The sequence below is a fragment of the Sphingomonas ginsenosidivorax genome, from assembly GCF_007995065.1.
GTDB lineage: Bacteria > Pseudomonadota > Alphaproteobacteria > Sphingomonadales > Sphingomonadaceae > Sphingomonas > Sphingomonas ginsenosidivorax.
The window spans coordinates 1,124,743-1,140,353 of the sequence record NZ_VOQR01000001.1; the positions used below are offsets into that span (position 1 = coordinate 1,124,743).

The 15,611-nt window shown below is 67.4% G+C and carries 14 protein-coding genes; 11 read left to right on the forward strand and 3 right to left on the reverse strand.

All coding sequences use genetic code 11. The annotated features are described in order from the left end of the window. The first annotated feature begins 105 nt into the window (after window positions 1-105). The 7 genes from dnaE to FSB78_RS05055 all read left to right on the forward strand — a co-directional run bounded on the left by dnaE (window position 106) and on the right by FSB78_RS05055 (window position 8,289). A complete protein-coding gene (dnaE, locus tag FSB78_RS05025) occupies window positions 106-3,678 on the forward strand; it encodes a DNA polymerase III subunit alpha (protein ID WP_147080500.1) in 3,573 nt (1,190 codons plus the stop codon). Window positions 3,679-3,854: 176 nt separating this feature from the next. Further along, entirely contained in the window at window positions 3,855-4,577 is a 723-nt protein-coding gene (rutB, locus tag FSB78_RS05030; RefSeq protein ID WP_147080502.1) for a pyrimidine utilization protein B, read from the forward strand. A 133-nt stretch (window positions 4,578-4,710) separates the two neighbouring features. After that, window positions 4,711-5,094: a pyrimidine utilization protein C gene (rutC, locus tag FSB78_RS05035; RefSeq protein ID WP_147080504.1), complete on the forward strand. Its 384-nt coding sequence runs from the start codon at window positions 4,711-4,713 to the stop codon at window positions 5,092-5,094. Further along, on the forward strand, window positions 5,094-5,891 hold the full coding sequence (gene rutD, locus FSB78_RS05040; protein WP_147080506.1) for a pyrimidine utilization protein D: 798 nt from the start codon (window positions 5,094-5,096) through the stop codon (window positions 5,889-5,891). The genes rutC and rutD overlap by 1 nt, the downstream gene beginning before the upstream one ends. 2 nt (window positions 5,892-5,893) lie before the next feature. Continuing rightward, window positions 5,894-6,955, forward strand: a complete 1,062-nt coding sequence (gene rutA, locus FSB78_RS05045) for a pyrimidine utilization protein A (RefSeq protein ID WP_147080508.1) — start codon at window positions 5,894-5,896, stop codon at window positions 6,953-6,955. A gap of 58 nt (window positions 6,956-7,013) precedes the next feature. Next, on the forward strand, window positions 7,014-7,997 hold the full coding sequence (locus FSB78_RS05050; protein WP_147080510.1) for an alpha/beta fold hydrolase: 984 nt from the start codon (window positions 7,014-7,016) through the stop codon (window positions 7,995-7,997). A 28-nt stretch (window positions 7,998-8,025) separates the two neighbouring features. Beyond that, a complete protein-coding gene (locus FSB78_RS05055; protein ID WP_147080512.1) occupies window positions 8,026-8,289 on the forward strand; it encodes a DksA/TraR family C4-type zinc finger protein in 264 nt (87 codons plus the stop codon). Window positions 8,290-8,304: 15 nt separating this feature from the next. On the opposite strand, the gene pncB is transcribed toward FSB78_RS05055, so the two are convergent. Beyond that, on the reverse strand, window positions 8,305-9,621 hold the full coding sequence (pncB, locus tag FSB78_RS05060) for a nicotinate phosphoribosyltransferase (protein ID WP_147080514.1): 1,317 nt from the start codon (window positions 9,619-9,621) through the stop codon (window positions 8,305-8,307). Between the two features lie 39 nt (window positions 9,622-9,660). Then, window positions 9,661-10,548, reverse strand: a complete 888-nt coding sequence (locus FSB78_RS05065; protein WP_147080515.1) for a LysR family transcriptional regulator — start codon at window positions 10,546-10,548, stop codon at window positions 9,661-9,663. Between the two features lie 252 nt (window positions 10,549-10,800). On the opposite strand from FSB78_RS05065, the gene FSB78_RS05070 reads away from it, so the two are divergent. The 4 genes from FSB78_RS05070 to FSB78_RS05085 are packed head-to-tail and all read left to right on the forward strand — an operon-like array spanning window position 10,801 to window position 14,572. Further along, on the forward strand, window positions 10,801-11,847 hold the full coding sequence (locus tag FSB78_RS05070; RefSeq protein ID WP_147080517.1) for a sulfate ABC transporter substrate-binding protein: 1,047 nt from the start codon (window positions 10,801-10,803) through the stop codon (window positions 11,845-11,847). Window positions 11,848-11,850: 3 nt separating this feature from the next. Next, window positions 11,851-12,699, forward strand: coding sequence for a sulfate ABC transporter permease subunit CysT (gene cysT / locus FSB78_RS05075; RefSeq protein WP_147080519.1), 849 nt, complete (start codon window positions 11,851-11,853; stop codon window positions 12,697-12,699). After that, window positions 12,672-13,538, forward strand: coding sequence for a sulfate ABC transporter permease subunit CysW (gene cysW / locus FSB78_RS05080; RefSeq protein WP_147080521.1), 867 nt, complete (start codon window positions 12,672-12,674; stop codon window positions 13,536-13,538). Before cysT ends, cysW begins: the two co-directional genes overlap by 28 nt. After that, entirely contained in the window at window positions 13,535-14,572 is a 1,038-nt protein-coding gene (locus tag FSB78_RS05085; protein ID WP_242008032.1) for a sulfate/molybdate ABC transporter ATP-binding protein, read from the forward strand. The genes cysW and FSB78_RS05085 overlap by 4 nt, the downstream gene beginning before the upstream one ends. Before the next feature lie 241 nt (window positions 14,573-14,813). Here the strand turns inward: FSB78_RS05085 and FSB78_RS05090 are convergent, their stop codons facing one another. Then, window positions 14,814-15,608 (reverse strand): MetQ/NlpA family ABC transporter substrate-binding protein, encoded by a 795-nt coding sequence (locus FSB78_RS05090; RefSeq protein ID WP_147080525.1) that lies wholly within the window; start codon window positions 15,606-15,608, stop codon window positions 14,814-14,816. Window positions 15,609-15,611 lie beyond the last annotated feature (3 nt).

A 15,611-nucleotide genomic window follows, 5' to 3' on the forward strand; every position in this document is an offset into this window, starting at 1 on the left:
CCCGGGGTGACGGGATGGGCGCGTCGACTCCCGCCCCCAACGGTTCGTCGAGAAGCGGCCGGCGCACCGCTGGTCGAATCACCGTTTCAGCCCTAGGGTGGCGCGATGGCTCATTCCGGCTTCGTGCCCCTTCGCAACTTCTCCTGCTACACCATGCTCGACGGCGCGATCGAGCCCAAGGCGATCGCCGCGCAGGCCAGGAAGCTCGGCTTTCCCGCTGCCGCGCTGACCGATCGCAACGGGCTGTATGCCGCGATGGCGTTCTCCGATGCGGCCAAGAAGGACGGCGTGCAGCCGATCATCGGCACGATGCTCGGCGTCTGCCGCCCCGACATTCCCGACGGTGTCGCGGCGCCGTTCGACTGGCTGGCGCTCTATGCGCAGAACGCGACGGGGTACGACAATCTGTGCGCGCTGGTGTCGATGGCGCATCTTGACCGGCCGATCGAGATGCCCGCGCATGTCGACTTCGCCGCTTTGGAAGGCCGGACCGACGGCCTGATCGCGCTGACCGCGGGCGGCGAGGGCGCGCTGGCGCGGCTCTATGCAGAGGATCAGCCGGCGGCAGCGGCGACCTATGTCGACCGGTTGCAGGGGCTGTTCGGCGATAGGCTCTATATCGAGCTCAGCCGGCGCGGCGATGCGATCGAGATGGCGGCGGAGGCCGCGCTGATCGACCTTGCGTACGACCGCAACCTGCCGCTGGTCGCGACCAACCCGTGCTGCTTTGCCGAGGGCGCATTCGGCGACGCGCATGACGTCATGCTGTGCATCGCGCATTCGACCTATGTCGAGAGCGAGGACCGCATCCGCAGCTCGCCCGAGGCGTGGATGAAGCCGGCGGCGGTGATGCAGGCGGATTTCTCGGACTTGCCCGAGGCGATCGCGAATACGCTCGTCGTCGCGCAGCGCTGCGCGGTGATGGCGCCGTACCGCAAACCGATCCTGCCGACGCTCGCGGGCGACATGGCGGGCGAGGCGCAGATGCTGCGCGACGACGCGCATGCCGGGCTGGAGCGGCGGCTGGACAGGATCGAGGCGCTCCAGTCCCCCTCCCGCTCGTGGGAGGGGCTAGGGAAGGGCGTGTCCCAAGCCACAGCCGGTGATGCTGGACAGGCCCTCCCCCAACCCCTCCCGCAGGCGGGAGGGGAGTCTGACTGGCGCCAGCCGTATCGCGACCGGATCGACTTCGAGCTCGACGTCATCATCCAGATGGGCTTCCCCGGCTATTTCCTGATCGTCGCCGACTTCATCAAATGGGCTAAGGACCATGACATTCCGGTCGGCCCGGGGCGTGGTTCGGGCGCGGGCTCGGTCGTCGCCTGGGCACTGACGATCACCGATCTCGATCCGATGAAGCTGGGGCTGCTGTTCGAACGCTTCCTCAACCCGGAACGCGTGTCGATGCCCGATTTCGATATCGATTTCTGCGAAACCCGGCGTGGCGAGGTCATCCGCTACGTCCAGGAGAAATATGGCCGCGACCAAGTCGCGCAGATCATCACCTTCGGGAAGCTGAAGGCACGCGCGGTGTTGAAGGACACCGGGCGCGTGCTGCAGATGAGCTATGGCCAGGTCGACCGGCTGGCGAAGCTGATCCCCAACCATCCGACCGATCCGTGGACGCTGGAGCGCGCGCTCAACGGCGTGACCGACCTGGCACGCGAATATGCCAACGACAATGGCGTGCGCCGGCTGATGGACCTGGCGATGAAGCTGGAGGGGCTGCCGCGCCACTCGTCGACGCACGCCGCGGGCGTGGTGATCGGCGACCGCCCCTTGAGCGAGCTCGTGCCGCTCTACCGCGATCCGCGCTCCGACATGCCCGTCACGCAGTTCGACATGAAATATGTCGAGGGTGCGGGCCTCGTGAAGTTCGACTTTCTGGGTCTCAAGACGCTGTCAGTGCTGCAGAAGGGCGTCCAGCTGCTCGCCAAGCGCGGTGTCGTGGTCGATCTCGACGCGCTCGAATGGGACGATGCGGGCGTCTATGCGCTGCTGCAAAAGGGCGACACCGTCGGCGTCTTCCAGCTCGAATCCGAGGGCATGCGGCGGACGCTGTCGGCGGTCCGGCCGAGCAATTTCGGCGACATCATCGCGCTCGTCTCGCTGTACCGCCCGGGCCCGATGGACAATATCCCGTCGTTCGGCCGTCGCAAGAACGGCTCGGAAGAGATTGTCTATCCCCATAAATTGCTCGAGCCGATCCTGTCGGAGACCTACGGCATCTTCGTCTACCAGGAACAGGTGATGCAGGCCGCGCAGGTCCTCGCCGGCTTCTCGCTCGGCGGCGCCGATCTCTTGCGCCGCGCGATGGGCAAGAAGGTCAAGGCCGAGATGGACGCGCAGCGCGCGGGGTTCGTCGAGGGGTGTCTTAAGGTCAACGGCATAAAGGCGCAGGAAGCGAACGCGCTGTTCGACTTGATCGACAAGTTCGCGGGCTATGGCTTCAACAAGAGCCATGCCGCGGCCTATGCGCTGCTCGCCTACCAGACCGCGTGGCTGAAGGCGCATCACCCGGAGGAATTCTACGCGGCGTCGATGTGCTACGATTTGCACCAGACCGACAAGCTGGCGATCTTCGTCGACGACATGCGGCGGATGGGCGTGGCGGTGCTGCCGCCGTGCATCAATGCGAGCCAGGCCGAGTTCGACGTCGAGGCCGCCGGTGAGGGCCTCGCGGTCCGCTTCGCGCTGGGCGCGCTGAAGAGCGTCGGCGAGGGTGCTATGGAGAAACTGATCGTCGAGCGGGTCGAGAACGGGCCGTTCGGCTCGCTCGACGCGATCGCCAAGCGGGTCGATCCGCGGCTGCTCAACAAGCGGCAGCTCGAGACGCTGGCGGCGGCGGGTGCGTTCGACGGGATCGAACCCAATCGCGCCGGGATCCATGCGACCGCGGAGACGATCCTCGCGATCGCGGCGCGGACGCATGACGCCAAGACCAGCGGGCAGGGCGGGCTGTTCGGCGATGCCGAGCCTGCGGGCGACGCGATCAAGCTGCCGGTCGGCGTGCGATGGACGCTCAGCCAGCGGATGGAGCAGGAAAAGGAGGCGTTCGGCTTCTATTTCTCGTCGCACCCGGTCGACCGCCATCGCCACATCGCCAACAGCCACGGCGCGCGCGCCTATACCGCGCTTAGCGAGCTCAACATCCCCGACGACGGGTCGAGGGCCGGCGCGACGATGGCGGTGCTGGTCGAGGATGCGCGCTGGCGCACGTCGGCGCGGGGCAAGCGCTATATGATGGCGCAGCTGTCCGACGCCAGCGGGCAGTTCCAGGCGACCTGCTTCGACGATGCGGTCGCGGCCGATCTGGAGGAAGCGGCGAAGGTTGGCGGCTGCGGGCTGATCACCGTCGAACTCGATCGCAAGCCCGGTGAGGATGCGCCGCGTGTCAGCGTCAAGCGGATCCAGCCGTTCGAGAGCCTGGCCGCGATCGCGCGGTTCCAGGCGGTGGTGACGATCGACGACGCATCGGCGTTCGCCGCGCTGTCGCGCCTGCTCGCCGATCATCGTGGCGCGCGTGGCGAGGTGCGGGTGAAGACGGGCGAAGTGACGATCCTGCTCGGGCGCGACTTCCTGCTCGACGGGGAGCTGGCGGGGCATATCGAGACGTTGCCGGGGGTGACGGGGATCGAGCTGAAGAACTCGGAGACGCGGTTGGCGCTGGTCGGGTAGCGCCGCCGCACTTCCCCAGGTCCGTCATGCCAGCGCAGGCTGGCATCTCCCGGATCGGGCCGCGGCACCCGCCCCAGGAAGATCCCAGCCTTCGCTGGGATGACGCGTGTCGTGGGTGCGACCCGTTCGACATTTCGCACTTGCACACGCGTCACGATCCGGCGCAGCTTGTGCCGATGACAGCCACGATCCTCCGTGCCGGCGCGAACGAAGCGAATGCCGTCACGCTCGCCGCGCGGCCCGAGGGGCTGCGGCTCGACCCTGCGGAGACCGCGGTCGTCGTGATCGACATGCAGAACGCCTATGCGACGCCGGGCGGCTATGTCGACGTCGCGGGGTTCGATATCTCGGGGTCGGCGAGCACGATCGCGCGCATCGCCAAGGTCCTCGACACCACCCGCGCCGCGGGCATGCCGGTGGTGTATCTGCAGAATGGCTGGGACCCGGACTATGTCGAGGCGGGCGGGCCGGGATCGCCCAACTGGCACAAGTCGAACGCGCTCAAGACGATGCGCGCGCGGCCCGAACTTGCCGGGCAGTTCCTCGCGCGCGGCGGCTGGGACTACGAGATCGTCGATGCGCTGACGCCGCGGCCGGGCGACATCCGCGTTCACAAGACGCGGTATTCGGCGTTCTTCAATTCGCAACTCGACAGCGTCCTGCGCGCGCGCGGCGTGCGCAACATCGTGTTCGTCGGGATCGCGACGAACGTCTGCGTCGAGAGCACGCTGCGCGACGGCTTCCACCTGGAGTATTTCGGGGTGATGCTGGAGGACGCGACGCACCATCTCGGGCCGCCTGAGATGCAAGCTGCAACCGTCTACAATGTCGAGAAATTCTTCGGCTGGGTGAGCACGGTCGCCGATTTCTGCGGAAGCTTCGGGCAGCGGCCGGAATGAGGGCCAATTCCACCGTTGCAACGCTCTTCCTGCTTCCGTTCGTGCTGAGCGAAGTCGAAGCACTGCCCCGATCGATGCCCTTCGACTTCGCTCAGGGCGAACGGTGAGGTTAAACGCGAACAAGGATATCGTCATGCCCTTCGAAGCCATCAATCCAGCCCAGTTCCCGACCCCGATCGCGCCCTATTCGGCCGGGGCGAAGGCCGGCAACACGGTCTACGTCTCGGGCGTGCTGGCGCTCGGGGAGGGCGGGGTCGTGCTGCATGTCGGCGATGCGGCGGCGCAGACGCGGCATGTGCTCGACGTCATCAAGGTCACGCTCGAGGCGGCGGGCGCGACGCTCGCGGACGTCGCGTTCAATCACATCTTCCTCAAGGACCTTGCCGACTATGCCGCGTTCAACGCTGTATATGCGGAGTATTTCGCCGGACAGAAGCCCGCGCGCTACTGCATCAAGACCGAGCTGGTGAAGCCGGACTGCTTGGTCGAAATCGCCAGCATCGCGCATCTCGACTGATGCCGACGATCGCCGGACTGCACTGGGAGGAGCATGGTCGGGCGGACGGTCCGGCGATCCTGTTGTCGAGCGGGCTGGGCGGTGCCGGCGCCTATTGGAACCCGAACCTTGCGGCACTCGGCAAGCGGCACCGGGTCATCACCTACGACCATCGCGGCACCGGGCGGTCCGAGCGGATCGTGCCCGGCGACCTGACCGTCGAGGCGATGGCAGCCGATGTCGTGACGCTGCTCGACGGACTCGGGATCGACCGTGTCACGTTCATCGGCCATGCGCTCGGCGGGCATGTCGGCCTCGCGCTGGCGCTCAGCGCGCCCGAGCGGCTCGAGCGGCTGGTCGTGATCAACGGCTGGGCGAAGCTCGACCCGCATACCGCGCGCTGCTTCGACACGCGCCTCGCGCTGCTGCGCGACAGCGGGCCGCGCGCCTATCTGCACGCGCAGCCGCTGTTCCTCTATCCGCCGCAATGGATATCGGACCATCACGACGCGCTGCAGGCGGAGGAGGAGGTGCATCTGGCGCATTTCCCCGGCGCAGAGATGGTCCAGCGCCGCGTCGCCGCGGTCCGCCGGTTCAACATCGCCGGGCGGCTCGACGAGATCCGTGTGCCGACTCTGCTCGTCGCGTCCGACGACGACATGCTGGTGCCGCCGTCCGCGTCGGAGCGTCTGGCCGCCGGCATCCACGCCGCGCAACTCGCGCGGATGGCGTCGGGCGGTCACGCCTGCAACGTCACCCGCGCGGAGCATTTCAACATGTGGCTGCTCGACTGGCTCGACGCAGGCGAGGGGGAATAACCATGCAGGTCGGCGTCTTCATACCCATCAACAACAATGGCTGGCTGATCAGCGAGACCGCGCCGCAGTACAAGCCGAGCTTCGACCTCAACAAGGCGATCGCGCAGAAGGCGGAGGAGCACGGCCTCGACTTCCTGCTGTCGATGATCAAGCTGCGCGGGTTCGGCGGCAAGACCGAGTTCTGGGAATACGGGCTGGAGAGCTTCACGCTGATGGCGGGGCTCGCCGCGGTCACCGAGCGGATCAAGATCTTCGCGACCTGTGCGACGCTGCTGATCCCGCCCGCCTATGCGGCTCGGATGTGCAACACGATCGATTCGATCAGCCATGGGCGGTTCGGGCTGAACCTGATCACCGGCTGGCAGCCGCCCGAATATACGCAGATGGGCGCGTGGCCGGGCGACGAGCATTTCAAGAACCGATACAAGATGTTGGACGAGTATGCGCACATCCTGCGCGAGCTGTGGGACGAGGGGAGTTCGGACTTCAAGGGCGACTATTACGCTATGACCGACTGCCGCGTGTGGCCCAAGCCCGCCGGCGACATGAAGATCATCTGCGCGGGGTCGTCCGAGGAGGGCCTCGCCTTCTCGGCGAAATGGGCGGACTATGCCTTCTGCCTCGGCAAGGGGGTGAACACCCCGACGGCGTTCTCGTCGAACAACGACCGCCTTGCCGCCGCGACCGCGAAGACCGGGCGCGACGTGTCGATCTTCGTGCTGGTCATGATCATCGCCGCGGAGACCGACGAGGAGGCGATGGCCAAGTGGAAAAACTATAACGCCGGCGTCGATATCGATGCGATTTCCTGGCTCGCGGACCAGGGCGCGAAGGACACGCACAACGCTGACACCAACGTCCGCCAGCTCGCGGCGCCCGAGGGGGCGGTGAACATCAACATGGGCACATTGGTCGGATCGTACGAAAGCGTCGCGCGGATGCTCGACGAGATGGCGGCGGTGCCCAATACCGGCGGCGTGTTGCTGACCTTCGACGATTTCCTCGAAGGGGTGGAGGCGTTCGGGACTCGGATCCAGCCGCTGATGACGAGCCGCCGGGTCTAGGCTGGGCTCGAACGCGGGTTCGTGCGTTGGCAGGGGATCAAGTTTTCAGGGACGAAGCATGAAACGAGGTTGGATTGGCGGCGCATTGGTGACCGCCGCGTCGGGACTGGGGCTTGCCTTGTACGCGAACCATGTCGCGCGCGAGGCCGAGGCGCTGGTGCCGGCCGAGGGGCAGTTCTTGGACGTCGCCGGCGCGCGGCTGCATTATATCGATCAGGGGCAGGGCCCCGCGATCGTGATGGTCCACGGGCTGGCCGGGCAGTTGCGCAACTTCAGCTATGCGATGCTCGAACGGTTGACCGCGGACCACCGCGTCATCCTGGTCGACCGGCCCGGCTCGGGCTATTCGACCGCCGATCCGGGGACGACGCCGGGGCTGATCGCGCAAGGGAAGATGATCGCCGCGCTGATCACGACGCTGGGGCTCGACCGGCCGTTGCTGGTGGGGCATTCGATGGGCGGCGCGGTCGGGCTGGCACTGGCGCTCGACCACCCCGAACTGATCCGCGGGCTCGGGCTGATCGCGCCGCTGACGCAGATGCAGGACACGGTGCCCGACAGTTTTCGCGGGCTCGCCATGGTCCCGCAATCGGCGAGACTGGTCTTCGCGCAGACCATCGGAACCCCGCTCAGCAAGCTGACGGCACGCCATACCCTGGGGATGGTGTTCGCGCCCGAGATCCCGCCCGAGGATTTCGGAATCCGCGGCGGTGGGCTGCTGTCACAGCGACCCGCGGCGATCGCGACCGCGTCCGCCGAGCTGTTCGGCGCGAACCGCGACCTGCGGCAGATGGTGCCGCGCTATCCCGAACTGCGCGTGCCGACAAGCATCCTGTTCGGCCGGCAGGACGCCATCCTCGATCCCGGGCTGCACGGCCATCGCACCGCGGCGACGATCCCGGGTGCGAAGATCGACACGATCGAGGGGGGGCATATGCTTCCGATCACCGTTCCGGACGCCACGGTGCGGTTCGTGAAGGCGGCATTCGCTTATGGTCACAGCGCTCACGACCTGGAAAAGACCGGCCGGAACACCATCTAAGTCTTGGACAAATCAGCGGAGCGCGGAGATGGCAAGCGGTTGGGCTCCGGATGGAGCGGTACAGGACCAGATCGACGATACGATCATGGATGCGGTGATGAGCGCGCGGGCGCGACTGCCCGCGGGCGAGAGCGAGACGCACTGCCTGGAGTGTGGCGATGCCATCCCGGAAGCGCGGCGGCTTGCCCTGCCCGGCGCGCGGACCTGTGTCGCGTGCCAGTCGTCACGCGATCGGCGCCCGGCCAATGCAGGCTTCAACCGGCGCGGGAGCAAGGACAGCCAGCTCCGCTGATACCGGAGCGCGCGGTCAGACGTTGACGGGCTGCGGCGCGCGTCCGGCATTGCCGAAGACGCGGAGATAACGGTCGATCTCGGCCGGATCGCCGGTCGCCTTGGCGGGATTGTCGGACAGTTTGACCGCCGGTCGGCCGTTCGCGGCGACGACCTTGCAGACCAGCGAGATCGGCGCGAGCGCGTCCTCGCCATTGGGGCCGCCATTGGGATCACAGCCGCGGAAATCGTTGGTGAGATTGGTCCCCCAGCCGAAGCTGGTGCGGACGCGGCCATGGAAATGGCGATAGGTCGCCTCGATCGACTCCACGTCCATGCCGTCGGAGAAGATCAGCCGCTTGGTCTTCGGGTCGCGGCCCTTGTCCTGCCACCAGCGGATGATCTGCTCCCCGCCCTCGATCGGCGGCAAGCTGTCGGGGCGGAAGCCGGTCCAGTCCGCGACCCAGTCGGGCGCCTGCGCGAGGAACGCCGCGGTGCCGAACGCGTCGGGCAAGGCGATCAGGAGATTGCCGTGATAGGAGGCGCGCCAGTCCTCGAGCACCCGGTACGGCGCGGTGGCGAGCTCTTCGTCCGTATCGCTCAGCGCGGCGGCGACCATCGGCAGTTCGTGGGCGTTGGTGCCGATCGCCTCCAGGTCGGCGTCCATCGCGAGCAGCACGTTCGACGTGCCGATGAAGCGGTCGCCCAAACCCTCCTTCATCGCCTCGACGCACCAGCGCTGCCAGAGGAAGCCGTGGCGCCGCCGGGTGCCGAAGTCTGAGATGACGAGGTCGGGGAGCGCGCGCAACCGCTCGACCTTGTCCCACAGCCGGGCCTTCGCGCGGGCGTAGAGGATGTCGAGCGCGAACCGGCCATGATCGCGCATCGCAGCGCGTGCGCGCAGCTCGTTGACGATCGCGAGCGCGGGGATTTCCCACATCGTCGTGTGCGTCCAGGGGCCGTCGAAGCGCAGCTCGAACTGGCCATCGACGGTACGCAGCTCGTAGTCCGGCAGGCGGAAATCGGCGAGCCAGGCGAGGAAGTCGGGCGCGAACATCCGTGCCTCGCCATAGAAGCTGTTGCCTGCCAGCCAGATCAGCTCTTTCTTGGCGAAGCGCAGCGTACGGGTATGATCGAGCTGCGCGCGCAGTTCGGCCTCGTCGATCGTGTCGGCGAGGCGGACGGAGCGGCTGCGGTTGATCAGCGCGAAGCTGACCTGCGTGTCCGGATGGAGCCGGTAGATCAGCTGGAGCATCAGCAGCTTGTAGAAATCGGTGTCCAGCAGGCTGCGGACGATCGGGTCGAGCCGCCACCCGTGATTGTACGTCCGCGTTGCGATATCGGTAAAGGCCATCGCGCTGCATCCCCTGCCGCACGCGTGATTTCCAGCGCTTTATGCGGCCCAGGGGGGAATGCGGTACAGATCGGTCAGATAGTCGATCAGGACCGCGACGCCGCGGGGAACGAGCGGTGTCGCCGGGTGGACCGCGTAGATGCCGACATCGATCGAGCCTTCATGGTCGGGCAGCACGCGCGCCAGTCGGCCTGCGGCGATGTCGCGGCCGACCTCCCAGAGCGAACGCAGCGCGATGCCGACACCCGACAGCGCCAGTTCGCGGACGACCTCGCCGGAGTTGGTCGCGACATGGGAAGGGTGGTCGACGACTATGGGGCCGTGCGGACCGTCGAGCCGCCACGGCATCTGGCCGTCGGAGGCAAGGAGGCGGTGCTCGTCCAGCCCGGCGATATTGAGAGGGGTGCCGGCCTGCGCCAGATAGGCCGGCGCAGCGCACAGGACGCGGCGGCTGCTCGCGAGCCGGTGCCCGGTCAGCCCGGCGCCGATCGCCGGCGCAATGCGGATCGCGAGGTCGACGCGGTCCGACAGCAGGTCGCTGAACGCATCAGAGAGATCGAGCCGAAGGTCGATCTGCGGATAGCGGTCGACGAACCCCTTGAGGTGCGGCGCGACGTACAGGCGGCCAAACGCAGTCGGCGCCGAGACGCGCAAAGGGCCGCGCACTACATCCTGCCGACCCGTGACCGCACGCTCGGCCGCCTCGATCGCGGCGAGGATGGCGAGCACGTCGGCATGGAAGCCGATGCCCGCGCCGGTCAGCGACAGCCGCCGCGTGGTGCGGTGCACCAGCCGGGTACCGAGCCGCGCCTCCAGCCGCGCCAGCCGCTTCGATACCATCGTCGGCGACATGCCGAGCGTGCGGCCGGCGGCGGAGAGGCTGCCGGCGGCGACGATGGTCGCGAACAGCTGGTAATCGGGGTCCATGATCGCGGGGGCCGTGGTCAGCGGCGGACGATGATGGGCGGTATACGGAGCGCGGGGCTGACGGTGTGCACGGCGGTTCTCCTGCCCGGTCGGCGGTCGCGACCGGGGCTTGCCTGCGATACCCGCACGGGGCCGGAAACGCCAACCGCCGCGATCGGCGGCAACAAAGCTGATCTTTCGGTCGCTTCACCATTAGCGATATTCCCTATATCGGCGCTGGGAATATGCTCGCGCGGCAATTTGGAGATCGGCATGGGCTACGGAAATCGGACGGCAGGGGTCGCACTCGCGCTCGTCATCGCAGCATCGGGCGTGGTCTCGGGCTGCTCGTCGCCGTCGGGTGGCAGCAAGGACGGCAAGTCGGTCGAACTGCTGAACGTCTCGTACGACCCGACGCGCGAGCTGTACAAGCAGGTCAACGCCGCGTTCGCGGCCGACTGGCAGAAGAAGACGGGCCAGGCGGTCACCTTCAAGATGAGCCATGGCGGCTCGGGCAAACAGTCGCGCGCGGTCATCGACGGGCTGGGTGCGGACGTGGTGACGCTGGCGCTCGCCTATGACGTCGACGCGATCGCGCAGCGGGCGAAGCTGTTGCCGGCGACCTGGGAGACGCGGCTGCCCGACAACAGCGCGCCCTATACGTCGACGATCGTGCTGCTGGTCCGCAAGGGCAATCCCAAGGGCATTCGCGACTGGGCCGACCTGGTGAAGCCGGGTGTGCAGGTGATCACGCCCAACCCCAAGACGAGCGGCGGCGCACGGTGGAATTTCCTCGCCGCCTGGGGCTATGGCAAGAAGGCGGGCGGCGGATCGGACGCGGCGGCGCAGGCCTATGTGACGAAGCTGTTCCAGCATGTCCCGGTGCTCGATTCGGGTGCGCGCGGGGCGACGACGACGTTCACCGAGCGCGGGCTCGGCGACGTGCTGATCGCGTGGGAGAACGAGGCGCTGCTGTCGGAGAAGGAGCTCGGCAAGGGCAAGTTCGACATCGTCGTGCCGTCGGTGTCGGTGCTGGCCGAGCCGTCGGTCGCGGTGGTCGACGCGAACGCGAAGAAGCACGGGACCGAAAAGGTCGCCGAAGCGTATCTGAAGTTCCTCTACACGCCCGAGGGTCAGGACATCGCTGCCAAGAATTATTATCGCCCGCGCGATGCCGGCGTGCTCGCTGGCTATGCCGCCGTCTTCCCGAAGGTCGAGACGCTGACGATCCGCGATTTCGGGGGCTGGGCGGCGGCGCAGAAGCGGTTCTTCGACGATGGCGGCGTGTTCGACACGATCTACGCCGGGCCGAAGCGCTGACCCGTGGGTAAGGCGGCGGCTGCGAGCCGTTGGCGCGGGGCGTCGGTGATTCCCGGTTTCGGGCTGACCTTCGGGATCACGCTCGTCTGGCTGGGGTTGATCGTGCTGATCCCACTGACGACGATCTTCCTGCGCGCGGCGGGGCTGGGCTGGGACGGGTTCGTCGCGGTCGGGCTGTCGCCACGCGCGATGGCAGCATACCGGCTGAGTTTCGGCGCGGCGGCGGCGGCGGCGGCGATCAATGCCGTGTTCGGGCTGCTGATCGCGTGGATCCTCGCGCGCTATGAATTTCCGGGCAAGAAGCTGGTGGACGCGGTCGTCGACCTGCCGTTCGCGCTGCCGACCGCGGTCGCGGGGATCGCGCTGGTGTCGCTCTATGCGAACAATGGCTGGATCGGATCGCTGCTCGTGCCGCTGGGGATCAAGGTCGCCTATACGTCGCTCGGCGTCGTGATCGCCTTGGTGTTCATCGGATTGCCGTTCATCGTGCGGACGGTGCAGCCGGTGCTCGCCGACCTCGGCGGCGACGTCGAGGAGGCGGCGGCGACGCTTGGCGCGACGCGGTGGCAGACCTTTTCGCGGGTGATCTTCCCGGCGATCGCGCCGGCGTTGCTGACCGGGTTCGCGCTCGCCTTCGCGCGCGGGGTCGGCGAATATGGGTCGGTGATCTTCATATCGGGCAACATGCCCTATCGGACCGAGATCGCGCCGTTGCTGATCGCGACGCAGCTCGAGCAGTTCGACTATCCCGGCGCCACCGCGATCGCGTGCGTGATGCTGGTCGCGTCCTTCTCGATGCTGTTGCTCGTCAACGTGCTGCAGGCGTGGCGCGCCAAGCGGGGCACGCGGTGACGCGGCGGTCCGCCAAGGGCGAGGGCGCGTTGGCGCGGCGGGTGTTGATCGGCGTCGGGCTGGTGTTCCTGGCGTTGTTCCTCGTGCTGCCGCTGCTCGTCGTGTTCGTGCAGGCCTTCTCGAAGGGGTGGGGCGCGTTCGCCGCGGCGATCGTCGAGCCCGATGCGCTGGCCGCGATCCGGCTGACGCTGCTGGTCGCCGCGATCTCGGTGCCGCTCAACTGCGTATTCGGGGTGGTCGCATCCTGGGCGATCACCAAGTTCGACTTTCGCGGCAAGAGCCTGCTGATCTCGCTGATCGACCTGCCCTTCTCGGTGTCGCCCGTGGTGTCGGGGCTGATCTTCGTGCTGCTGTTCGGGGCGCAGGGATGGTTCGGGCCGTGGCTGATCGAGCATGACGTCAGGCTGATCTTCGCGGTGCCGGGGATCGTGCTCGCCACAGTATTCGTGACCTTCCCCTTCGTCGCACGCGAACTCATCCCGCTGATGACCGAACAGGGCCGCGACGACGAGGAGGCGGCGGTGTCGCTCGGCGCGTCGGGCTGGCAGGTGTTCCGGCGGGTGACCCTGCCCAATATCCGCTGGGGACTGCTGTACGGCGTGCTGCTGTGCAACGCCCGCGCGATGGGCGAGTTCGGCGCGGTATCGGTGGTGTCCGGGCATATCCGCGGGCTGACCAACACAATGCCGTTGCATGTCGAGATATTGTACAATGAATATGATTTCGTTGGCGCCTTCGCGGTCGCCTCTCTGCTCGCCTCGCTTGCGCTCGTGACGCTGGTATTGAAGAGCATCCTCGAATGGCGCTTCGGGCACCACCAAGCCAGGAGTGCGCATTGAGTATCGTCGTCGAAGACCTGTCGAAGCGCTTCTCGGGCTTCGCCGCACTGAAGGGTGTCAGCCTGGAGGCACGGCCGAAGGAGTTCCTCGCGCTGCTCGGGCCGTCGGGATCGGGCAAGACGACGTTGCTGCGGATGATCGCGGGGCTAGATTTTCCGGACTCGGGGCGCGTGCTGTTCGACGGGGCTGACATGACCGAGACGCCGGCGGCCGAGCGGCGGATCGGGTTCGTGTTCCAGAACTATGCGCTGTTCCGCCACATGACGGTGGCGGACAATATCGCGTTCGGGCTGACGGTGCGAAAGCGGCGTGACCGACCGGGCAAGGCGGATATCGCCAGGCGCGTGACCGAGCTGCTCGACCTGATCCAGCTGCCCGAGATCGCCGCACGCTATCCGGCGCAGCTGTCGGGCGGGCAGCGGCAGCGCGTGGCGCTGGCGCGCGCGCTGGCGGTCGAGCCGCAATTGCTGCTGCTCGACGAGCCGTTCGGCGCGCTCGACGCACAGGTGCGCAAGGATCTGCGGCGGTGGCTGCGGCAGTTGCACGAGACGATGGGGCTGACCTCGGTGATCGTGACGCACGACCAGGAGGAAGCGCTCGAGCTGGCCGACCGGGTCGTGGTGATGAGCCAGGGGAAGATCGAACAGGTCGGGACCCCGGCCGAGGTGTATGATTCGCCGGCGACGGCGTTCGTGTCGCAGTTCGTGGGCGAGACCAATCGGTTGCCGGTGGCGGTGTCGGGCGGGCGTGTCGCCTATGCGGGGATGGCGCTGGCGGCGGACGCTGGCGGCGTTTCCGGCGATGGCGAACTGCATTTCCGGCCGCATCAGGCCGAGATGGCCGAACCAGGCGAGGGCACGCTGGCAGTGCGGATCGATGCGGTTCGTCCGCGCGGCGGCGGCTGGCGGGTCGAGGCGACGACGCGCGACGATCCGCGGCCGGTGGAGATCGACCTGCGCGAGGGGCAGGCCGTGCCGCACGTGGGGGACGACACGGCGGTGCGGGTCAGGGCGTCGCGGGTTTACGCGGTCTAGCCTCCCCGTCATGCTGAACTTGGTTCAGCATCCACCGGGCCACGAGCGTTGGCGGTTGGGGAGCGGTGGACCCTGAAACGAGTTCAGGGTGACGGAGTGGGCGCGGCGGCGGCGCAGCGCCTCGTCCCCCGTCATGCTGAACTTGGTTCAGCATCCACCGCGCCACGGGCGGTGGCGGTTGGGGAGCGGTGGACCCTGAAACAAGTTCAGGGTGACGGAGTGGGTGGGGTGCCGTTGGGGCTCAGAACGCCGGTAGTACGGCGCCCTTGTAGGTGGTCTCGATGAACGTCTTGGTCGCCGGGCTGCGCAGCGCGGCGATGAGCTTCACGACGCGCGGGTCCTTCTCGCCGCCCGGCAGGCCGACGACGAAGTTGACGTACGGGCTGTTCTTGTCCTCGATCGCGAGCGCGTCGCGGACCGGGTTGAGCTTCGCGTCGAGCGCGTAGTTGGTGTTGATCAGCGCGAGATCGACCTCGCCCAAGGTGCGGGGCAGGGTGGCGCCCTCGAGCTCGCGGAACTTGAGGGTCTTCGGATTGGCGACGATGTCGCGCAGCGTCGACAGCGGGTTGGTCGGCACCTTCAGGTGAATGAGCCCGGCCTTCTGCAGCAGCAGCAGCGCGCGGCCGCCGTTGCTCGGCTCGTTGGGGATCGCGACCGTCGCGCCCTGCGGTATCTCGGCAAGGCTCTTCCACTTGCGCGAATAGGCGCCGAGCGGCTCGACATGGATGCCGGCATAGGGGACGAGATGCGTGCCGCGCGACGCGTTGAACTCGTCGAGATAGGGCTTGGTCTCGAAATAGCTGACGTCGATCTGCTTCTGCTCGACCTGCAGGTTGGGCTGCACGTAATCGTTGAAGACGCGGATCTTGAGGTCGACGCCCTCCTTGGCGAGCGCGGGCTTGATCGCTTCGAGGATTTCCGCATGCGGCACGGCAGTGGCGGCGATGGTCAGCGTCTTGCCGTCATCGGTCTTCGCGCCCGAGCAGGCGGCGAGGGCGGTCAGCGAAAGCGCGGCGATCAGGGTGCGGCGGTGCATTTT